This is a genomic window from Aromatoleum sp., from assembly GCF_036675785.1.
GTDB lineage: Bacteria > Pseudomonadota > Gammaproteobacteria > Burkholderiales > Rhodocyclaceae > Aromatoleum.
On the sequence record NZ_JAKFEF010000022.1, the window covers coordinates 148758 to 170714 of the forward strand.

The following is a 21957-nucleotide window of genomic DNA, read 5'->3' on the forward strand; positions in this document are numbered from 1 at the left end:
CCGCGATGAGATGGAGGCACGCAGCTTGAAGCGCACGATCCTGCTGTCGCTGCTCGTGTTGACCCTGCAGCCGGTTCCCCCGGTGATGGGGCAGCCGGCCGGCCGCGCGGCGATGAACCCCGCCGAAACCGCATTCGTCGCCGCCGCCAGCCGTCGCATCGAGGATCACTTCGTCGCGGAAGTCGCGCGGATCACCGGGACGACGCCGCGGCAAGTGCGCAAGGCGATGCCCGACGAACACCGCATCACGTCGACGGCGATGCGGCTGATCGCGGCGCTCGAAGTCGAACTCGGCACCCCGTTGTCGGCCGAGCAGCAGGCGGAGATCCTCGAGGCGGACCGGATGCGCAAGCAGGCGCTGGCACAGGCGCGCGAAGCGGCCGGTGGTCGCTGATCCGCGGCGTGGGAAGGCGGGGGCATCGGGTAAAATCCGTCCCCATGACCGCCCCATACGCTCCGCGCTTCATCCATCTCCGGCTGCACTCCGAATACTCGATCTCGGACGGCATCGTCCAGATCGACGCTGCAATCGCAAGCGCGGCCGCGGACAATATGCCGGCGCTCGGCATTTCCGACCTCGCGAACCTCTTCGGGATGGTCAAGTTCTACAAGGGCGCGCGCGGCAAGGGGATCAAGCCGGTCCTCGGCGTCGACGCGTGGATCACGAACGACGCCGACCGCGACAAGCCGTTCCGCGTCCTGCTGATCTGCAAGAACCGCAAAGGCTACGGACAGTTGTGCGAACTGCTGACGCGCGCCTATCTCGACAACAAGTTCCGCGGCCGTGCCGAGATGCGCCAGCACTGGTTCGCCGACGGCGCGGCCTCCGATCTGCTGTGCCTGTCCGGCGCGACGATGGGCGACGTCGGCCTGGCGCTTGCAAACGGCAATGTCGAACTGGCCGAGCGCCTCGCGGCCGAGTGGTCGGCGCTGTTCCGGGATGCGTTCTACATCGAGCTGCAGCGCGCCGGGCACCCGGGCACCGAGACCTATATCCGCCAGGCGGTGCAACTCGCGGGCCGCCTCGGCCTGCCGGTCGTCGCGACGCACCCGGTGCAGTTTCTGAAGCGCGAGGACTTCAAGGCGCACGAGGCGCGCGTGTGCATCGCGCAGGGTTACGTCCTCGCTGACAAGCGCCGGCCGCGCGATTTCACCGAGGAGCAGTACCTCAAGAGCCAGGACGAGATGTGCGAACTCTTCGCGGATCTGCCCGAGGCGCTCGAAAACACCGTCGAGATCGCGCGCCGCTGCTCGCTGTCCGTGCAGCTCGGCAAGAACTTCCTGCCGCAGTTCCCGACGCCGGAAGGGATGACGCTCGACGACTTCCTCGTCGCGGAAGCTAAGGCCGGCCTCGAAGTGCGCCTCGCGGAGCTTTACCCCATTGATACCGAGCGCGAGCGCCAGCGCCCGACCTACGAGGCGCGGCTCAAGTTCGAGACCGACACGATCATCCAGATGGGCTTTCCGGGCTACTTCCTGATCGTCGCGGACTTCATCAACTGGGCGAAGCATAACGGCGTCCCCGTCGGCCCCGGACGGGGCTCGGGCGCGGGCTCGCTCGTCGCGTATTCCTTGCGCATCACCGACCTCGACCCGCTCGCGTACGCGCTGCTGTTCGAGCGTTTCCTGAACCCCGAGCGCGTGTCGATGCCCGACTTCGACATCGACTTCTGCCAGGACAACCGCTACCGCGTCATCGAATACGTGCGCGAGCGCTATGGCAAGGACGCCGTCAGCCAGATCGCGACCTTCGGCACGATGGCGTCGAAGGCCGTCGTGCGCGACGTCGGCCGCGTGCTCGATCTGCCGTACGGGCTGTGCGACCGCCTGTCGAAGCTGATCCCGATCGAGGGCGCGAAGCCGGTCTCGCTCGCGAAGGCGTACGAGATGGAGCCCCAGGTCGGCGAGATGATGAAGGACGGCAACGACGGCGAGTCGGTGCAGGAACTGTGGAGCCTCGCTGAGCCGCTCGAAGGGCTTTCCCGCAACGTCGGCATGCACGCCGGCGGCGTGCTGATCGCGCCGGGCAAGCTCACCGATTTCTGCCCGCTCTACATCGCCGACGGCGACGACGCGACGCCGGTGTCGCAGTTCGACAAGGACGACGTAGAAGCGGTCGGCCTCGTGAAGTTCGACTTCCTCGGCCTGAGGAACCTGACGATCATCGAGCTCGCCGTCGACTACGTCGAGCGACTGACCGGCGAGAAGCCGAACCTCGCAGCGCTCCCTTTCACCGACCCGGCCGCGTACAAGATCCTGAAGGACGCGAATACGACCGCGATCTTCCAGGTCGAATCGGACGGGATGAAGAAGCTCCTGAAGAAGCTCGCCCCCGACCGCTTCGAGGACATCATCGCGGTGCTCGCGCTGTACCGGCCGGGGCCGCTCGGCTCGGGGATGGTCGACGACTTCATCCTGCGCAAGAAAGGTCAGCAGGAGATCGACTACTTCCATCCGGATCTGAAGCCCTGCCTCGAGCCGACCTACGGCGTGATCGTGTATCAGGAGCAGGTGATGCAGATCTCGCAGATCATCGGCGGCTACACGCTCGGCGGCGCGGACATGCTGCGCCGCGCGATGGGCAAGAAGAAAGCCGACGAGATGGCGAAGCACCGCGAGACGATTGCGGCCGGCGCGAAGCAGAAGGGCTACGATCCCGCGCTCGCCGAGCAGCTCTTCGACCTGATGACGAAGTTCGCGGAATACGGCTTCAACAAGTCGCACACCGCCGCGTACGCGGTCGTCACGTACCACACCGCGTGGCTGAAGGCGCACCACTGCGCGGCCTTCATGGCCGCGACGATGTCGGCCGACCTCGACAACACGGACACGATCAAGATCTTCTTCGAGGACTCGATCGCGAACGGGCTGACGATCCTGCCGCCCGACGTCAATGCGTCGGACTTCCGCTTCGTGCCGACCGACCGCAAGACGATCCGCTACGGCCTCGGCGCGGTGAAGGGAGTCGGCGAGCCGGCGGTGCGGTCGATCCTTGGCGCGCGGGAGGTCGGGGGCGCCTTCAAGGATCTCTTCGACTTTTGCGCGCGCGTCGACCGCCGCATGGTGAACCGGCGCGTCATCGAGGCACTGATCCGCTCGGGCGCGTTCGACCTGATCGAGCCGAGCGGCACCGCCGACCGCGCCCGCCTGCTCGCGACGGTGAGTCTCGCGATGGAAGCCGCCGAACAGGCGGCCGCGAACGCGATGCAGGGCGGGCTGTTCGATCTGATTCCCGAAGCCGCAGGCGCGCCGCCCGAGTACGTGAACGCCCGTCCATGGACCGAGCGCGAACGGCTGAAGGAAGAGAAGCTCGCGATCGGCTTCTTCCTGTCGGGGCATCCGTTCAACAGCTTCCGCAAGGAAGTCCGGCGCTTCGTCCGGCGCCCGCTTACGGACCTCGAGCCGTCGCGCGACCTGTCGTTGCTTGCCGGTGTCGTCATGGACGTGCGCACGAAGATGACCGCACGCGGAAAGATGGCGTTCGTCGTGCTCGACGATGGCAGTCAGGTTCGTGAAGTCTCGGTGTTTTCGGAACTCTTTGACGGCCAGCGCGCGAAGATAGTGACCGACGAAGTCCTGGTTGTCGAAGGCAAGGTCAGCAACGACGACTTCACCGGCGGCTTGCGCATCGTCGCGGACAAACTGATGACGCTGGGCGAAGCGCGTTCCCGCTTCGCTCGTGCGCTGCAACTGACCGTGAACGGAGAAGTGAAAGCGACGGGCGGCGCAGCGGCCGCCGCCGATCGTCTGCAGGCCCTGCTGACGCCGTTCCGCGATGGAGGTTGCCCGGTCCGCGTGCGCTATCGCAACGAGCAGGCCGAGGCGGATCTGCCGTTCGGTGAAGGCTGGCGGGTGCGGATCGACGACGCGCTGCTCGACGGTCTGCGCGAGTGGCTGCCGGCCGACGCGGTCGAAGTGCTTTACCCGAACTAGCCGCTGTCCGTGCGAGAGCCGCCCGCTTCAAAGCAGCAGACGAGGCAAGCCGGCAACCGGTAAGCAAGCGAGCCCGCTCTGCCAGGGATCCGGAATCAAAAAAAGCCGCGGCTCTTGCGAGGCCGCGGCTTCTCTGATGCGGCAAAGTCCGATCAGAGCTCTTCGGCGTGCTGCGACAGGTAGCTCGCGACGCCACTCGGGTCGGCCTTCATGCCGGCCTTGCCCTTGTTCCAGCCAGCGGGGCAGACCTCACCGTGCTCTTCGGTGAACTGCAGCGCGTCGACCATCCGCAGCATCTCGTCGACGTTGCGTCCCAGCGGCAGGTCGTTGACGACCTGGTGCCGCACGACGCCCGACTTGTCGATCAGGAACGACCCGCGGAAGGCGACGCCGCCCGCGGATTCGACGTCGTACGCGCGGCAGATCTCGTGCTTCACGTCAGCGACCATCGCATACTGCACCTGGCCGATGCCGCCGTTATTGACCGGCGTGTTCTTCCATGCGAGGTGGGTGAACTGGCTGTCGATCGAAACGCTCAGCACTTCCACGCCGCGCTTCTTGAACTCCTCGAGCCGGTGGTCGAACGCGATCAGTTCGGACGGGCAAACGAAGGTGAAGTCGAGCGGGTAGAAAAACACGACCGCGTACTTGCCCCGGGTAAATTCGGAGAAGGTGATTTCCTTGATTTCGTTGTTGCCGAGGACCGCGGTGGCGGTGAAATCCGGGGCCTGCTTGCCTACGAGAACTGCCATGTCATCTCTCCTTGTCCGGTGGAATTAGTGCAGCGGCATCTTCACCCAGCGCTCCGGGGCAGTCAAATTGGAATTGCAATGGTGTGTTGATAGCCGCTGCCTATCGCTGCCCCTTTTGTCCTCCCTGGTATTTCGTGAAATACGGGTCGTTTTCCATTGAATTCGACATTTGTTAAATGTTCCTTTCCAGTTACCGTTACTTACAGCCAAACAGGTATCTGCCGGGGCGTGCGTCCGTCCCCGTGTCCCGCGAAAACAGGAAATCGTCATGATCGAACGACTCAAGAACTCGCCCATCTGGGTGCGCCTCATCCTCGCGATCGGAAGCCTGCTGATCGCCGTCGGTACGACACTCGTCGTGTGGGTGTCGGCTGAACAGGAGCGCATGGCGATCGAGCAGTCGCACGATTTCGCCGAGAGCGTCAACCAGATGACGATGGCCGCGCTCGTGTTCATGAAGACGACGAAGACGATCAAGCGCCGCGCGATCTATCTCGATCAGGTGAAGCAGTCGTCGGGTATGACCGACCTGCGCGTCGTCCGCGCACAACCGGTGGTACACCAGTTCGGGGATGGGGACGAGGACGAGATGCGGGTCGGTCCCGACGAGAAAGCCGTCATCGAGAGCGCCAAGCCGCTCTTCGAGGTGCGCGACGATCCGATGCACGGTAAGGTCCTGAAGGCGGTGTTTCCGGCGATCAACCGGGAAAACTACCTCGGCAAGAACTGCATGGAATGCCACGACGAGTTCCCGGCAGGCACGGTGCTGGGTGCGGTGACGATGGAAGTCTCGCTCGACCGCACGGCCGCCGCAGTGAGCTCGGCCCGCACGAAGCTGATCGGGGGCGCGGCGGTCGCGCTCGGCGTCGTGCTGCTCTGCGTCTTCTGGTTCCTGCAGCGCTTCGTCGCCGGCCCGCTCGGCGCGATGGCGCACCGACTGCGCGACATTGCCGATGGCGAAGGCGACCTCACGCAAAGACTGCCTGTCAATGGACAGGACGAGGTCGGGCAGGCCGCCACTTACTTCAACCGCATGATGGAAAAGCTTCAGGGCGTGATGCGCAACATTTCCGCGTCGGCCGATCAGGTGTCGAGCGCGGCGACCGATCTGCAGGCCGGGACCGGGCAGATTCGGACCGGAGCGGGCGAGCAGTCCGAGAAATCCGCTTCGGCCGCTTCCGCGGTCGAGGAGATGGCGGCGAGCATCGTATCGGTCGCGCAGGCGAGCGGCGAAGTCCTCGAACTCGCACGTACCAGCCTCTCGCGCGCGGAACAGGGCAATTCGGACGTGTCCGAGCTGACCGGACGCCTGAGTGACGTCGAAACGGCCGTGAGCAAGATGACCGACACGGTCGGCGAGTTCATCCACCATACGGATTCGATCTCTAGTCTCACCGCGCGGGTCAAGGAGATCGCCGACCAGACGAATCTGCTCGCGCTGAACGCTGCGATCGAAGCTGCCCGCGCCGGCGAGCACGGCCGCGGCTTTGCCGTCGTCGCCGACGAAGTGCGCAAACTCGCGGAGAAGTCGACCCGCTCGGCCAGCGACATTGACGACGTCACGCGCAACCTGAACGGCGGATCCGAAAACGTCCGCGCGGCGATCGTGCAGGGCTCGGAGGCGCTGCAACTGATCCGGGAGTCGATGCTGCGCGTCTCCGCTGCCCTACAGAGCAACATGACGACGGCGAGCGGCGTCGCGGACGGCATGAACAGCATCGCGACAGCGACCGAGGAGCAGATGCAGGCGAGCAACCTCGCCGCGAGCAGCGTCGAGATGATCGCCGGGCTTGCACAGCAGACGAGCACGTCGATCGACGACGTGGCGACCGCGACGCAAAGCCTCGAGCGCCTGGCATCGGAACTGCGCGACGAAATCCGGCGCTTCCGCGTCTAACTTCATCAGCTTGTCGGGGGCCTTGTCGTCCGTCAAGGCGCCGTTTCTAACGTGTACATTTTTTGCAACATCCGTAATTCCCGTTGTTGTTGTAAGGGTTTTCCGGGCGTATAAATGCCCTCACTCTGATTGCGGAATCGTCCTTATCCTCCGCGCCGAACCCAAGGAGTCATCATGAAATATCTGTCGTTGATTGCGTTGGCGATCGCCTCTGCTACCGTCAGCTTGCCGGCGTCCGCCGTCGACGCCAAAGCCGCCGAAGCGCTCGTTCGCAAGAGCAAGTGCCTCACCTGTCATGCGATCGACAAGAAGAAGGACGGTCCCTCTTACAGGGAAATCGCGGCCGAATACAAAGGCCAGGCCGACGCCGAGGAAAAGCTGATCAAGCACGTGACCGTGCCGAGCAAGGTCAAGGTCGATGGCAAGGAAGAAGATCACGAGACCCTGAAGTCCGACGATCCGGCGCAGGTGAAGAACGTCGTGCAGTGGATTCTTTCGCTTTAAGAAACGGATTGAAAGCCGATAAGGGCCAGGGAGGACAGCATGACAATTACTCGATGGTTGAGCCGCCGGTCACCCTGGTTCCTGCTGGCGAGCGCCGGCGTCGTCGCCCTCGTGATCGGGGGCGGCGCGTTCGCCGGGCTGAAGTGGACCAACACCGAAGCGTTCTGCATCGGATGTCACGAAATGCGTGACAACGTTTATGTCGAATACAAGGACACCCCCCACGACCGGAATGCGTCGGGCGTCAGGGCGACCTGTCCCGACTGCCACGTTCCGCGCGACACCGGCCCGTTGCTCATCCGCAAAGTGGAGGCGACCGGCGAGCTATGGGCAAAGCTGACGGGCAAGATCGACACGCCCGAAAAATTCGAAGCGCACCGCTACGAACTGGCAAAAAGCGTATGGGCGACGATGAAGCGCACCGACTCCCGCGAATGCCGGAACTGCCATAGCGAAAGTGCCATGAGCTCGGAACTGCAATCCGAGCGAGCACAAACCCGACACGAGCGCGCAAAGCGCGAAAACCTGACCTGCATCGAATGCCATTTCGGCATTGCGCACAAAGAGCCCGAGGGGCCCGGGCCGCAGGAAATCGATTTCAGTGCGGAGTGATGAAGGATTCCGGCGAGCCCGCAAGAGCTGTCGGGGTAATGGGCTGTAACCGCATCAAGCAGAAGGGGAAAACAAGATGAAAGTCGATTTGAAAAGCGTCCGGCGCTGGTTGCCGGCCGCGCTGCTGGGCGTCGCCTTGCTCGGCGGAGCGAACGCCTGGGGCGCGGACGACGAGGAACGGAAGGACCTCGCGCTGACCGGGGACAAAGTGTGTACCCGCTGCCATGATGAGACCGAGGCCTACCCGGTGCTGGCCATCGGCAAGACGAAGCACGGCACCGTCGCCGACGAGCGCACTCCGACCTGTACGAGTTGCCACGGCGACAGCAAACGCCACATCGAAAACATCCGCGAAGCCGGCGAAACCGCACGTCCGAAGCCTGACCTTACTTTCGCGGGTCAGATCACGTCCGCACCGCCTGACGACCTGGTGGACCGCTACTTCGGCCGCGCCGGCAAGGGTACGTCTACTCCGGTTGAAGAGCGCAACCAGGCATGCCTCAACTGCCATGAGGGCGGCAAGCGCATCCATTGGCAGACCAATCTCCATGCAGCGCGTGATGTGGCCTGCACGTCCTGCCATCAAGTTCATACACAGCACGACCGGGTCCGCGACAAGCAGACCCAGCCGGAAGTGTGCTTCGCGTGTCACAAAGAGCAGCGCGCGCAGGTCAATCGCCCGTCCCACCACCCGATCAAGGAAGGCAAGGTCGTTTGCTCCGACTGCCACAACCCGCACGGCAGCGCCGGCGAGAAGATGATGGTCCGGGATAGCGTCGTCGAGACCTGCTACACCTGCCACATGGAAAAGCGCGGGCCGTTCGTGCGCAACCATCAGCCGGTCACCGAAGACTGCACGATTTGCCACAATCCGCATGGCACCGTTAATGACAACCTGTTGAAGCAGCGTCCTCCGTTCCTATGCCAGCAGTGTCACGAGCCGACGAGTCACCGCGGCGCGATTCCGGCGCTCACCGCCGGAAACGGAACGTCCGGGGGGGGAGTGACGATGGGCCGCGGATGCGTGAATTGCCATACGAACATCCATGGCACGAACAATCCGACGAATGACGGCCGGGTCTTTTTCCGGTAAAGAGAGAGGACAATCATGAGCCAACTTAAGACTGTCCGAGTCGCCAGTCTCACCGCGCTCGCGGCCTCGTTCGCGGCTGCTTTCGGCTCTGCATACGCCGAAGACGACGAGATCACTCGCCTCATCCGTCCCGAAAGCTCGGTCACCCTGGGCATCGGGTATCTCACGGACGATGCCGCCCGGTTTGGGCAATACACGGGCCTGAAGGACATGGGCCTGTATGGGATCGGGAGTGTGGATTACGTGCGCCGCGACGACCCGACGGGGACCTGGTACCGCCTGAGCGGCCGTAATCTCGGCTTGCAGTCCCGTGAGCTGCGTGTCGAGCACGAGCGGCAAGGCGACTGGCGTTACTCGCTCGAGTACAACCAGATTCCGCGCTTTTCGCAGTACGAGGTGAATACCGGTCTTCAGGGGCTCGGTCACGAGGTGCAAACCGTGAGGACCATCGCGCCGGGTACCGGCTTCGATAAGCGCCTCAAGACCGAGCGCGAAGGCGTGACGCTCGCAGGCCAAAAGATGCTTGGCAATGGGTTGGACGTCCAAGTTCGCTTCAAGAACGAAACCAAGGAAGGCCGCCGGCTGTTCGGGGATCGAACTATTTCGCAGGCGTTCCTCGCCGAGCCGATCGACCACACGATGAAGCAGGTTGACGTGATCCTCGGTTATACGGGCAAAAATCTGCAGCTTTCCGGCGGGTACTACGGTTCGTTCTTCAACAACGAAAACTCGGCCTTGCAATCGTTTAACGGAAACCTCATCCCGCCGACGTCTCTGGGTCTGATCGCGTTGCCACCGGACAATGAGGCGCATCAGTTCTATCTGACCGGTGGTTATAGCTTCAGTCCGACAACGCGGGGCAACTTCAAGGTCGCACGCGGCGTCGCTACGCAAAACGATTCTTTCGTCAATCCGGCGCTGCCTGCAGTGGGGCGCACAGATCTCGGCGGTCGGGTCGAGACGACGCTGGTACAGGCCGGTGTCACCGCCCGTCCGATGCCAAAGCTGTCTCTTCTTGCGAATTTCAAGTACGAAGACCGCGACGATGAGACGCATGAACGGATGTATTTCACCCAGACGACGACCCGGAATGGTTTCAACGAGAGACCGTCGATGCGTTCCCATCTCGGCAAGGTCGAAGCAAGCTACTTGTTGCCCGCCGATTTTCGTCTGACGGGCGGGGTGGATTACGACGCGCGCCGGCGCACGGTGAATCCTCTTAGGCAGGTAACCTTCCGCGAGGAAACCGACGAGACGTCCTACCGCATCGAACTGCGCAGATCCTTGTCGGAAACGGTGAACGGGTCGGTCGCGTACATTCATAGCGACCGCGACGGATCGAGCCTCGACGTGATGTCCGTTCCTGCAGTGCCGGGAACTACCGCAGTGCCGTTACACCTGGCCGACCGGGAGCGCGATAAGGTGCGGCTCAAGCTCGATTGGGTGCCTGTCGATCCGCTGTCGGTCCAGTTGATGGCCGATTTCTCAGATGACAGCTATGACAGGGATACGTACGGCCTGGACAAGGGTAAGGCTCAGTTCTGGTCGCTCGACGCGTCGTACGCCATTACGGACGAATGGCAAGGGCTTGCGTGGGTTTCCCGGGATTACTCGCGGGTGGTCAATTCCACGCGTGGCAGCGGAACGGGCATTCCCCTACAGGACTGGGCCGCAAACCTGCGCTTGCTGTCGCAGGCTTTCGGCTTGGGATTTCGGGGCAGCCTCGGCTCAAGCTGGAAGGTCGGCGGCGATTTCCAATACTCGCACGACCGCAGCTCCTACGGCCTGACCGGAACGGCAACGCCGTTGACGTCCCTACCTGACGTCAAGTACACGCTGCGCACGCTGAAGCTCTTCGCGGAATACGAGATGAGGCAGGACCTGTCGTTGCGGTTCGACGCCGTGCATGACCGTTGGAACACCAACGACTGGCTGTGGACGAACTACGTGTACTCGGACGGCACGAGGCTCAGTCAGGACGACAGCCAGAAAGCCACCTTCGTCGGTGTTTCGATGCGCTACGCCTGGCGTTGATCGGCACGGCGTGAGGGATGGCAAACGGCCCGCCTGTTTTCGGACAGGCGGGCCGTTTCTTTCATGGGCCGGCTGAACACGCTGAGCTTTCGTCCGTTGCGTCCCCGAGCCGCTTTGTTTCCCTCGCGTCTCTCGTGCCGAAAGCTTCTCGCCTCAGGCGGTCGGGCGCACCAAAAACGACTCCATCTCTTCGAACTCGGCGCAAGCCACTTCCAGTCGGTCGACCCGAGCGCCTGGAGGCCCGTTGCGCGCCCAGTCGACGAACGCGTCGACCCGCGAGCGCGGTCCGCTCACTAGCGCTTCGACCGAACCGTCGTGTCGGTTGCGCACCCATCCTTTCAGCCCGAGGCGCAATGCCTCCCTCCGGGCGCCCGCGCGATAGCTCACGCCTTGGACCCGTCCATACACCGCAAGTCGAAGCGCGGTCGCCTCGGACTCGTCGTGGTCTTCATGCATGGAAAATCTCCACGTACCATTCCCTCGCGGCCGGACGACGGACTACGGCGGCGTCACACATACGACAACTCCGGTTCATGCCCGCGCATTCTCTGCGCGCGCAGCAACGCTTCGGTGAGGTTCGCGACGACCCGTCCTTCGCCGAGGGTGTCGCGGAAGCCGGAACGGACGACGATTGATGCCGGCTGGGCGTTCAGATCGCACAGAATGAGGTCGGCGCCGCGCTTCTGGAGCGTCCGGTGCAGGGTCTGCAGCGCGTCGAGTCCGGTCGTGTCGATATTGATCACCTTTTCCAGGTCCAGAATGACAACATCGGGATGACCATCCTGCATCAGCATCAGGTCCTCGAGCTTGTTTGCAGCGCCGAAGAACAGGCTGCCGAAGACGCCGTACGCGAGAATCCTGGGGGTGCCGTCGGGCCGCGAAAGAGCTTCGACGCCGTAGTGATCCTCCAGCGGGATGCGCTCGATGCGCGTGAGATCCGACATCCGGTAGATGAAAAACAGACTCGCGAGCGCCATCCCGAGTTCCACCGCGAGCGTCAGGTCGAAGACGACCGTGACGAAGAAGGTGCCAAGCAGGATCAGCCGATATTGCGCCGAGTAGCGCTTGAGTTCCTTCCAGCTGAAGGCGTGCCACTCGCCCATGTTGACCGACACGATGACGACGATCGCCGACAGCGTCGCGAGGGGAATATGGCTCGCGAGCGGCGCGAGCGCGAGCACGACCGCGAGGAGTACGAGGGAGTGGACCACGCCGGCGACCGGAGTGCGGCCGCCGGTGCGGATGTTCGTCGCGGTGCGGGCAATCGCGCCCGTCGCCGCGAAGCCCCCAAACAGCGGCGCGGCGATGTTTGCGATGCCCTGCGCCATCAGTTCCTGGTTGGGGTCGTGCCGGTTGTCGATGAGGGTATCGGCGACGCGGGCGGACAGCAGCGACTCGATCGCGCCGAGCAGCGCGATCGTCACCGCGGGTGCGATCAGCTTCCCGAGCGTCCCCAGGGAAAGGTCCGGCAGGCCGATTGACGGGAGTTCCTGCGGGATGCCGCCGAAGCGGCTGCCGATCGTGTCGACCGGCATCTGGAACAGCGCGTTGACCGCCGTCGCGATGATCAGCACCGCGAGGGGGCCGGGAAGTCGGCGCATCCACGCCACTCGGGCAGCGACGCGGTTCCACGACAGCAGCACTGCGAGCGATGCGACGGCGACCGCGACCGTGGGGACGTTCATCGTGCCGACGGCACCGAACAGCACTTCCATCTTGCCGAAGAACTCTCCGGGCACACTGTCGATCGACAGGCCGAGGAAGTCCTTGATCTGCGAGATGAAGATGACGACCGCGATGCCGTTGGTGAAGCCGATGACGACCGACACCGGAATGAAGCGGATCATGCTGCCGAGGCGGAAAGCGCCCATCGCGAGCAGCATCACGCCGGACATCATCGTCGCGATCAGCAGATTTTGGACGCCGTAATCGACGACGATCGCATACACGATCGGGATGAACGCGCCGGTCGGGCCTCCGATCTGCACATGCGAGCCGCCGAGCGCGGCGATCAGGAAGCCGGCGACGATCGCCGTCCAGATACCGGCGGTCGGGCTCATGCCGCTGGCGATCGCGAAGGCCATCGCGAGTGGCAGGGCGAGGACGCCCACCGTGATGCCGGCCGAAAAATCCTGCGTGAATGCGGCCCGGCCGTAGCCGGGCAGGGTGTCAAAAAGTTTTGGTCGAAACCTGATCATGAAGCCTCCTGAATTCCTCGTTTCGCTGCTTAGCGCGCCGGGTGCCGGTGAAAACCAGCAGTCCGGGCGCCGTGCGCTGCCGCACCATCCAGCGTTTCGAGGGAGTCAGAGGCATGTCGCGTGTGCGGACCTCTACTTGACGCGCATGCCGGCGACCGCGCCGCTGTCGGGCGACAGGATGTAAAGCCCGCCGGTCTTGGCATCCGGGTCGGAGGCTGCGAGCACCATGCCTTCGCTGAGACCGAACTTCATCTTGCGCGGCGCGAGGTTCGCGACCATGACGGTGAGGCGCCCCACGAGTGCCGCGGGGTCGTAGGCCGACTTGATACCCGCGAATACCTGGCGCGGCTTTATCTGGCCGTTTTCGGTCTCGCCGATGTCGAGCTGCAGCCGGATCAGCTTGTCCGCACCTTCGACGTGTTCCGCGTTGACGATGCGGGCGATGCGCAGATCCACTTTCGCGAAATCGTCAATCGAGATGTGCGTCATTGCGGTTTCCGCCCCCTGCGCCGAGTTCTGCTGCTTTTCGGCGTGGCGCTGCTGGGAATGCTCGGCGGCCTTCGTGGACGTCTTCGTGTTGGAGGCGGTGGCGGGGGCCAGAGACTCGCGGTTCGCCTCGAGCAGCGCGTCGATCTGCTTGCGCTCGACGCGCGTCATCAAATGGGCGTAGGCATTGATCGCATGCCCGGCAGACAGCGGCTGCCAGGTGTCCTGCCAGTCGAGTTGCTCGATCGAAAGGAAATTTTCGACTTTCGCTGCCAAGGCCGGTAGCACGGGCTTCAGGTAGCGTGTCAGGTCGCGGAACAGTGTCAGAGCGGTGCTGCAGACGACATGCAACCGTGCGTCCTGACCGTCGAGCTTTGCGAGTTCCCACGGCTTGTGATCATTGACGTACTGGTTCGCGAGATCGGCAAGCCGCATGATCTCGCGCAACGCCCGGCCGTAGTCGCGCTCTTCGTACGCCTCGGCGATCGTCCCCGACCGGAACGCGGCTTCGAAATCGCCGGTGGCGGCCGCGTCGCTCGCGCCGAGCTTGCCGTCGAAGCGCTTCGCGATGAATCCCGCGCAGCGGCTCGCGATGTTCACGTATTTGCCGACGAGGTCCGAATTGACCTTTGCGATCATGTCGTCGAGGTTCAAGTCGACGTCTTCCATCGTCCCGTTCGATTTGGTCGCGAAGTAATAGCGCAGCCACTCGGGATTAAGGCCCTGCGTGACGTACGAGCGCGCGGTGATGAACGTGCCGCGGCTCTTGCTCATCTTGGAACCGTCGACGGTCAAGAACCCGTTGACGCACAGCTGCGACGGCGTGCGGTAGCCGGCGAACTGCAGCATCGCCGGCCAGAACAGGGCGTGGAAATACAGGATGTCCTTGCCGATGAAATGGACCATCTCGGTGGCGGCCGCTGCGGCGCGATGCCCGTCGGTGAAGTCCTCGACGGCGATGTCGTCGCGACGCGCCGCGAGGTTGCGGAAGCTTGCGAGGTAGCCGATCGGCGCGTCGAGCCAGACGTAGAAGTATTTGCCGGGCGCGCCGGGAATCTCGAAGCCGAAGTAGGGCGCGTCGCGCGAGATGTCCCAGTCCGAGAGCGTGTTCTCATCCGTCGTCGCGTCGCCGAGCCATTCCTTCATCTTGTTTGCGGCCTCGGCCTGCAGACGCCGCCCGCCCGCGGCATTCGTGCCCCCCGTCCAGTCGCGCAGGAACGCGACGGCGCGCGGGTCGGAAAGCCGGAAGAAGAAATGTTCCGACGTCTTCAGCACCGGCTTCGCGCCGGACACCGCGGAGTAAGGGTTCTTGAGATCGGTCGGAGCGTACGCGGCGCCGCACACTTCGCAGTTATCGCCGTACTGGTCGGCCGCCCCGCATTTCGGACATTCGCCCTTGATGAAGCGGTCCGGCAGGAACATCTCCTTCACCGGATCGTAGAACTGCTCGATCGCCCGCGTGTCGATCAGCTCCGCAGCCCTGAGCTTCGCATAGACGTCCTCGGCATACGCGCGGTTCTCGTCGCTGTGCGTGCTGTGATAGTTGTCGAACGCGACGCCGAAGTCGGTGAAGTCGCGCAAGTGCTCGCCGTGGACGCGCGCGATCAGCGCTTCCGGCGTGATGCCTTCCTTCTCCGCGCGGAGCATGATCGGCGTGCCGTGCGTGTCGTCCGCGCAAACGTAATGGACCGTGTTGCCGCGCATGCGCTGGTAGCGAACCCAGACGTCGCCCTGGATATATCCGACGAGATGACCGAGGTGGATGTCGCCGTTGGCGTAGGGCAGGGCGTTCGTGACCAGGATTTTGCGGGGCATGGTGAGCGGCGACGATCAAAAAAGAGGAGTGTAACAAAGGGCGGCGCGCCGCAAGCCGGGGGCTCCGCTCGAAGGGGGCGGTCTAACGGAGAAGCGGGCGGACGACGATCTCGACCCGGCGGTTCTTCGCACGTCCCTCCTCGGTCCGGTTGTCGGCGATCGGTTCGGACTCGCCTTTGCCGTCGGCGCGCAGTCGCGAGAGCGCGACTCCATGCATGCGCAGATGCTCGGCGACCTTCTCGGCCCGCCGGATCGACAGCTGAAGATTGTGCAATTCGCTCGCCATGCTGTCCGTGTGGCCGAAGATCTGGATATCGGTCGCCGTCATCGGCGCGAGCACTGCTGCGATCCGGTCGAGCGTGTCTCGGAGCGATGCCTTCGGCTCCTCTCCTCCGCGCGAGAATGCATCCGCCCCCGGCAGCAGGAGTTGCAACGCGCCGTCGTCACGCACTTCCAGCGCGATGTCGCCCAACCCGCTCAAGCCTTTCACGATGCGTGCGCGTTCGGCCGTCCATTCGGTGGTCGGGCCCGCTTTCCGGGGGGCGGGCGGAGCCTCTCGTCCCGGTGGCGCGGAGACGTCGGATTCAGTGACGTGGGGTGCGGTCGCGCACGCGGACAAGAGCGCGAACGCGGCAACTGCGGAAAAGGCCTTGAATGGTGACATCCTTGCGGTGGTCCCTCGCGTCATGGAAACGATTTGGATGGCCGATCATTTTAGCGGCCGACGATGCATTGCGAATCGCCCTTTTGTCGTCGAGGGTGAGCGCGCGGCGCAGCTTAGGTATGATTTGCTCCGATGTGGCCCCGTCCGCGGGCCTTCGATCTCCGAGGACCGTACCCATGAGTCTTACCCAGGAATCCGTAACCGAAGCCCTGAAGAGCGTCGTCGATCCGAATACCGGCAAGGATTTCATCGCAACGCGTTCGATCCGGGATGTCGGCATCAGTGGCGACGAGGTCCGCCTCGAAGTCGTTCTCGGCTATCCCGCGAAAAGCCAGCACGACGCGCTTCGCGAGTTGCTGTCGTCGGCGGTATCGACACTTCCCGGTGTCGGCCGGGTCACGGTCGATATCACCAGTAAGATTGTCGCGCACGCGGTCCAGCAGGGGGTGAAGCTGCTTCCCGGGGTCAAGAACATCATCGCGGTGGCGTCGGGCAAAGGCGGCGTCGGCAAGAGCACGACGTCGGTGAATCTCGCGCTCGCGCTCGCCGCCGAAGGCGCGCGCGTCGGTATCCTCGATGCGGACATTTACGGCCCGTCCCAGCCGCAGATGCTCGGCATTGGCGACCAGCGGCCGCAGTCCATCGACGGCAAGACGATGGAGCCGCTCGAAGCTCACGGCCTGCAGGTAATGTCGATCGGCTTCCTCGTCGATGTGGAGACGCCGATGGTGTGGCGGGGCCCGATGGCGACGCAGGCGCTCAACCAGTTGCTCAAGGAGACGAACTGGAAGGATCTCGATTACCTGATCATCGACATGCCGCCGGGCACCGGCGACATCCAGCTCACACTGTCGCAGACCGTTCCGCTGACGGGTGCCGTCATCGTCACGACGCCGCAGGACATCGCGCTGCTCGATGCGCGCAAGGGGCTGAAGATGTTCGAGAAGGTCGGCGTCCCTATCATCGGCGTGGTCGAGAACATGAGCATCCACATCTGCTCCAACTGCGGTCACGAGGAGCCGATCTTCGGTTCCGGTGGAGGCGAGAAGCTGTGCGCCGACTACAACGTGCCGTTTCTCGGCGCGCTGCCGCTCGATCTCCAGATCCGGCAGGAGACCGACAAGGGGACCCCCACGACCATTTCGGACCCTAACGGACGCATCGCGTCGCTCTACAAGGAGATCGCCCGCAAGGTCGCGGTGCGCGTGGCCGTGAAGGCGAAGGACATGACGCACAAGTTCCCGAATATCGTCATCAAGAACACCTGATGCGGGGGTGTTCTGCGGGACCGTTTTTCGTGCTTTCGGTCCCGCCGCGCTTGCCCTAAACTACGCGACTTTTCGCGTCCGGCGGGTGCCGGGCCTGCGCCAGAGGAAACCGCGCCCCATGTCCATCAAGTCCGACCAGTGGATCCGCCGCATGGCGGAGCAGCACGGCATGATCGAGCCGTTTGCGCCCGAACTGGTTCGCCAGAACGAGTCCGGAAAAATCGTGTCGTATGGCACCTCGAGCTACGGCTACGATGTCCGCTGTGCGAACGAATTCAAGATCTTCACGAATATCAACTCGACGATCGTCGATCCGAAAGATTTCGACGCCCGCAACTTCGTCGACTTCGTCGGCGACGTCTGCATCATTCCGCCGAACTCCTTCGCGCTCGCGCGCACGGTTGAATATTTCCGCATCCCGCGCAGCGTGCTCACGGTGTGTCTTGGAAAATCCACCTACGCGCGCTGCGGCATCATCGTGAACGTGACGCCGCTCGAACCCGAGTGGGAAGGGCATGTCACGCTCGAATTTTCGAATACGACCCCGTTGCCTGCGAAGATTTACGCGAACGAGGGCATAGCGCAAATGCTGTTTTTCGAGTCCGACGAGGAGTGCGCGACGTCGTACAAGGATCGCGGCGGCAAGTATCTCGGTCAGACGGGTGTGACGCTGCCGAAAATCTGAACCACGAACCAATCGCACTGACCGTTCGATGATGAACCGGGCCGCATGACGGCCCTTTCGTGCTTTCCGTAACAGGAAAGCAGACTTGGCGCGATTAAGATTCGCGCCTGCCGCGACGCTGGAGTTACAGGAATGCGCTTTCATTTTCCGATCATCATCATCGACGAGGACTTCCGCTCGGAGAACACGAGCGGCCTCGGCATTCGCGCCCTGGCGAAGGCGATCGAGGACGAAGGAATGGAGGTGCTGGGTGTCACCAGCTACGGCGATCTCACGTCGTTCGCGCAGCAGCAAAGTCGCGGCTCCGCATTCATCCTGTCAATCGACGACGAGGAATTCTCGTCGTCCGAGGCGTCGGACAAGGCCATCGCGGACCTTCGTGCCTTCGTCGAGGAAATCCGCTTCCGCAATGCGGACATTCCGATCTTCCTGCATGGCGAAACCCGCACGAGCCGGCACATTCCGAACGACGTGCTGCGCGAAATGCACGGGTTCATCCACATGTTCGAGGACACGCCCGAATTCGTCGCGCGCTATATCGTGCGCGAAGCGAAGAACTATCTCGAGAGCCTCGCCCCGCCGTTCTTCCGCGCGCTCACGCACTACGCGGCCGACGGGTCGTATTCCTGGCATTGCCCGGGACATTCAGGCGGGGTCGCATTCCTGAAGAGTCCCGTAGGGCAGATGTTCCACCAGTTTTTCGGCGAGAACATGCTGCGGGCCGACGTGTGCAATGCCGTCGAGGAACTCGGACAGTTGCTCGACCATACCGGACCCGTCGCCGCCTCAGAGCGTAACGCCGCGCGGATCTTCAACTGCGACCATCTTTATTTCGTGACGAACGGCACCTCGACGTCGAACAAGATGGTGTGGCATACGACGGTCGCGCCCGGTGACATCGTGGTCGTCGACCGAAATTGTCACAAATCGATCCTGCATTCGATCATCATGACCGGCGCGGTGCCGGTGTTCCTGACGCCGACCCGCAACCACTACGGCATCATCGGCCCGATCCCGCTCGACGAATTCCGCATGGAAACGATCCGGCGGAAGATCGAGGCGAATCCCTTCGCGCGCGAGGCCGTGGGCAAGAAGCCGCGCATTTTGACGATCACGCAATCGACCTACGACGGCGTCGTCTACAACGTCGAGACGATCAAGGAGATGCTCGACGGCCAAATCGACACGCTGCATTTCGACGAGGCCTGGCTGCCGCACGCCGCGTTCCACGATTTCTACGGCGATTATCACGCGATCGGCGCCGATCGGCCGCGCTGCAAGCAATCGATGGTGTTCTCGACCCAGTCGACCCACAAGTTGCTGGCCGGACTGTCGCAGGCATCGCAGATCCTCGTGCAGGACTCGGAGACGCGCAACCTCGATCGCGACGTGTTCAACGAAGCCTACCTGATGCACACGTCGACCTCGCCGCAGTACTCGATCATCGCGTCCTGCGACGTTGCGGCAGCGATGATGGAGCCGCCCGGAGGCCCGGCGCTGGTCGAGGAGTCGCTGTCGGAGGCGGTCGAGTTTCGCCGTGCGATGCGCAAGGTCGACGCCGAATTCGGCAGCGCAGACTGGTGGTTCAGGGTCTGGGGGCCCGAGTATCTGCCCGAGGAGGGCATCGGCGAACGTGAAGACTGGATGCTCAAGGCAGGTGAGCGCTGGCACGGATTCGGCAACCTCGCGCCTGAATTCAACATGCTCGACCCGATCAAGGCTACCGTGATCACTCCGGGGCTGGACGTCGACGGCGATTTTGCGGACTCGGGCATCCCCGCCGGGATTCTCACCCGCTATCTCGCCGAACACGGAATCATTGTTGAGAAAACCGGCCTTTATTCCTTTTTCATCATGTTCACCATCGGGATCACGAAGGGCCGATGGAACACGATGGTCACTGAACTCCAGCAGTTCAAGGACGACTATGACCGGAACCAGCCTCTGTGGCGCGTGATGCCCGAATTCATCGCGAAGCATCCACGCTACGAAAAGGTGGGCCTGAAGGATTTGTGCGGGCAGATCCACACGTTTTACAAGGCACACGACATTGCTCGGCTCACGACCGAGATGTACTTGTCGGATATGGTGCCGGCGATGAAACCCGCCGATGCGTTCGCGAAGATGGCCCACCGGGAGATCGAGCGTGTCGCGATCGATGAACTGGAGGGCCGAGTGACGGCGATGCTCGTCACTCCGTACCCCCCCGGAATCCCGCTGCTGATCCCGGGCGAGCGCTTCAATGCGACGATTGTGCGTTACCTGAAGTTCGCGCGCGATTTCAATGCGGCTTTCCCGGGATTCGAGACCGATATTCACGGGCTCGTGCGGGTGCAGGCGAACGGCAAAGTGGATTACTACGTCGACTGTGTGAAGCAGGGCTGACGCGAAGGGGAAGCGGCGGGGAATTTCTCCGCCGCCGGGGGTCGGTAGCGCCCGTCCTGCTCAGCGCGCCGGCTTGCGTCTGAACTCGACGAAATCGAACGGGTATTCGTTCTCCTCGTCGGCGGGGTGGCTCACGCGCCGGGTCTCGGTGAAGTCCTCCCGGTCGAATGTCGGGAAGAACACGTCTCCTGGCACGTCGGCACGGACTTCGGTGAGGACGAGCACGTCGACGCGGTCGAACAGTTGTCGGAAGAGTTCTGCGCCGCCGATCACGAAAACCTTGTCGCTTCTGACCGCTCGTAGCGCTACATCGACATCGCGGAAAACCTCGGCTCCCGGTGCCGGGTAGTCCGTCTTCCGGGTGACGACGAGGTTGCGACGTCCCGGCAGCGGTCTTCCCAGCGATTCCCAGGTCTTTCGGCCCATCAGAATCGGATGTCCCAGCGTCGTCGTCTTAAAGTGTGAAAGGTCTGCCTTCAGGCGCCACGGCAGCCGGTTCTCGAGGCCGATCACCCCGTTGCGCGCCACCGCAACTACGAAGATGATTTCAGGCCCACGCGCGTTCATACTGCAACGTCCGCCTTGATATGGGGATGTGGGTCATAACTCTCGAGCGCGAAGTCCTCGAAGCGGAACGCGAAAATGTCCCGAACCTCTGGATTCAGGCGCATCGACGGCAGCGGCCGCGGTGCCCGGCCGAGTTGCAGCTTCGCCTGCTCGAGGTGGTTCAGATACAGGTGGCAGTCACCCCCGGTCCAGACGAAGTCGCCGGGCGCCAACTCGCATACTTGAGCGACCATCATCGTCAGTAGCGCGTACGAGGCGATATTGAAAGGCACGCCGAGGAATATATCGGCGCTGCGCTGATAGAGTTGGCAGGACAGGCGACCATCGGCGACATAGAACTGGAACAGCGCGTGGCACGGCGGCAACGCCATGCCTTCAACTTCTCCGGGGTTCCAGGCGGAGACGAGGTGACGCCTCGAATCGGGATTGCGCTTCAGCCCGTCGATCAATTGAGCAATCTGGTCGATCGTCCGTCCGTCTGCGGTTTCCCACCGCCGCCACTGCTTTCCATACACCGGGCCGAGGTCCCCTTCTTCATCGGCCCACTCGTCCCAAATGGACACACCGTTTTCGTTCAAATAACGGATGTTCGTGTCGCCGCGCAGGAACCAAAGCAATTCGTGAATGATGGAGCGCGTATGCAGCTTCTTCGTTGTCAGCAGCGGAAAGCCCTCATCGAGCCCAAACCGCATCTGCGCCCCGAATACCGAAAGCGTTCCGGTGCCGGTCCGATCGGCCTTGCGGTCGCCTTTTTCGAGGACATGGCGCATCAGGTCTTGATACTGTTTCATCGAGCGCTCTTTCTCGACCGAACCGGTGCGAGTGGCCGTGTGGGGGAGTAAAAATTGTACACGTATACGCGTGCGCACTGCCCGTCCCAGTTCATTGCTCCAACTACAGCGCATAATGTTCTTGAAGAACCCGACTCGCGCTGAATTTCGTTCGCGTTCTGTTGACACGGTTCGTATTGTGTCTATAATTCGCCCCTCTTCGCGGCGCCCGGTGGTTTTGAGTGCGGGGCGCGACGAGGTGGCGGCAAGAGAAGCTTCTCCGGGTGGAAATAA

17 protein-coding genes are annotated in these 21957 nt (G+C 63.0%); 10 read left to right on the forward strand and 7 right to left on the reverse strand.

The window, feature by feature from the left end; genetic code table 11:
• Positions 1–25 precede the first annotated feature (25 nt).
• Both V6M37_RS05685 and dnaE read left to right on the forward strand, forming a co-directional pair.
• The gene (locus V6M37_RS05685; RefSeq protein WP_332671555.1) at positions 26–394 is read left to right on the forward strand and encodes a hypothetical protein; all 369 of its coding nucleotides are present in this window, start codon (positions 26–28) and stop codon (positions 392–394) included.
• 44 nt (positions 395–438) lie between these two features.
• Complete coding sequence (gene dnaE / locus V6M37_RS05690; RefSeq protein ID WP_332671556.1) at positions 439–3933, forward strand: DNA polymerase III subunit alpha; 3495 nt, start codon at positions 439–441, stop codon at positions 3931–3933.
• Between the two features lie 152 nt (positions 3934–4085).
• Here dnaE and V6M37_RS05695 read toward each other — a convergent pair whose 3' ends face one another.
• Positions 4086–4685 (reverse strand): peroxiredoxin, encoded by a 600-nt coding sequence (locus V6M37_RS05695; protein ID WP_332671557.1) that lies wholly within the window; start codon positions 4683–4685, stop codon positions 4086–4088.
• A gap of 268 nt (positions 4686–4953) precedes the next feature.
• On the opposite strand from V6M37_RS05695, the gene V6M37_RS05700 reads away from it, so the two are divergent.
• The 5 genes from V6M37_RS05700 (at position 4954) to V6M37_RS05720 (ending at position 10825) form a co-directional block, all read left to right on the forward strand.
• Positions 4954–6582, forward strand: coding sequence for a methyl-accepting chemotaxis protein (locus V6M37_RS05700; RefSeq protein ID WP_332671558.1), 1629 nt, complete (start codon positions 4954–4956; stop codon positions 6580–6582).
• A gap of 174 nt (positions 6583–6756) precedes the next feature.
• The gene (locus tag V6M37_RS05705; protein WP_332671559.1) at positions 6757–7086 is read left to right on the forward strand and encodes a c-type cytochrome; all 330 of its coding nucleotides are present in this window, start codon (positions 6757–6759) and stop codon (positions 7084–7086) included.
• A gap of 39 nt (positions 7087–7125) precedes the next feature.
• Entirely contained in the window at positions 7126–7698 is a 573-nt protein-coding gene (locus tag V6M37_RS05710) for a NapC/NirT family cytochrome c (protein WP_332671560.1), read from the forward strand.
• A 76-nt stretch (positions 7699–7774) separates the two neighbouring features.
• Entirely contained in the window at positions 7775–8791 is a 1017-nt protein-coding gene (locus V6M37_RS05715; protein ID WP_332671561.1) for a DmsE family decaheme c-type cytochrome, read from the forward strand.
• Positions 8792–8806: 15 nt separating this feature from the next.
• Complete coding sequence (locus V6M37_RS05720; RefSeq protein ID WP_332671562.1) at positions 8807–10825, forward strand: MtrB/PioB family decaheme-associated outer membrane protein; 2019 nt, start codon at positions 8807–8809, stop codon at positions 10823–10825.
• Positions 10826–10978: 153 nt separating this feature from the next.
• On the opposite strand, the gene V6M37_RS05725 is transcribed toward V6M37_RS05720, so the two are convergent.
• The 4 genes from V6M37_RS05725 to V6M37_RS05740 form a co-directional block, all read right to left on the reverse strand.
• Positions 10979–11281, reverse strand: coding sequence for an acylphosphatase (locus tag V6M37_RS05725; protein WP_332671563.1), 303 nt, complete (start codon positions 11279–11281; stop codon positions 10979–10981).
• A 53-nt stretch (positions 11282–11334) separates the two neighbouring features.
• On the reverse strand, positions 11335–13023 hold the full coding sequence (locus V6M37_RS05730; RefSeq protein WP_332671564.1) for a SulP family inorganic anion transporter: 1689 nt from the start codon (positions 13021–13023) through the stop codon (positions 11335–11337).
• Between the two features lie 132 nt (positions 13024–13155).
• Positions 13156–15324, reverse strand: coding sequence for a methionine--tRNA ligase (metG, locus tag V6M37_RS05735; protein WP_332671565.1), 2169 nt, complete (start codon positions 15322–15324; stop codon positions 13156–13158).
• Positions 15325–15406: 82 nt separating this feature from the next.
• On the reverse strand, positions 15407–15814 hold the full coding sequence (locus tag V6M37_RS05740; protein ID WP_332671566.1) for an OmpA family protein: 408 nt from the start codon (positions 15812–15814) through the stop codon (positions 15407–15409).
• A 350-nt stretch (positions 15815–16164) separates the two neighbouring features.
• Between V6M37_RS05740 and apbC the strand changes: the two genes are divergently transcribed.
• The 3 genes from apbC (at position 16165) to V6M37_RS05755 (ending at position 20326) form a co-directional block, all read left to right on the forward strand.
• On the forward strand, positions 16165–17256 hold the full coding sequence (gene apbC, locus V6M37_RS05745) for an iron-sulfur cluster carrier protein ApbC (RefSeq protein ID WP_332671567.1): 1092 nt from the start codon (positions 16165–16167) through the stop codon (positions 17254–17256).
• Positions 17257–17374: 118 nt separating this feature from the next.
• The gene (dcd, locus tag V6M37_RS05750) at positions 17375–17941 is read left to right on the forward strand and encodes a dCTP deaminase (protein WP_332671568.1); all 567 of its coding nucleotides are present in this window, start codon (positions 17375–17377) and stop codon (positions 17939–17941) included.
• 132 nt (positions 17942–18073) lie between these two features.
• Positions 18074–20326, forward strand: a complete 2253-nt coding sequence (locus tag V6M37_RS05755; RefSeq protein WP_332671569.1) for an arginine/lysine/ornithine decarboxylase — start codon at positions 18074–18076, stop codon at positions 20324–20326.
• Between the two features lie 60 nt (positions 20327–20386).
• Here the strand turns inward: V6M37_RS05755 and V6M37_RS05760 are convergent, their stop codons facing one another.
• Complete coding sequence (locus V6M37_RS05760; RefSeq protein WP_332671570.1) at positions 20387–20893, reverse strand: dihydrofolate reductase; 507 nt, start codon at positions 20891–20893, stop codon at positions 20387–20389.
• A complete protein-coding gene (locus tag V6M37_RS05765; protein ID WP_332671571.1) occupies positions 20890–21684 on the reverse strand; it encodes a thymidylate synthase in 795 nt (264 codons plus the stop codon). Before V6M37_RS05765 ends, V6M37_RS05760 begins: the two co-directional genes overlap by 4 nt.
• Positions 21685–21957: the final 273 nt, after the last annotated feature.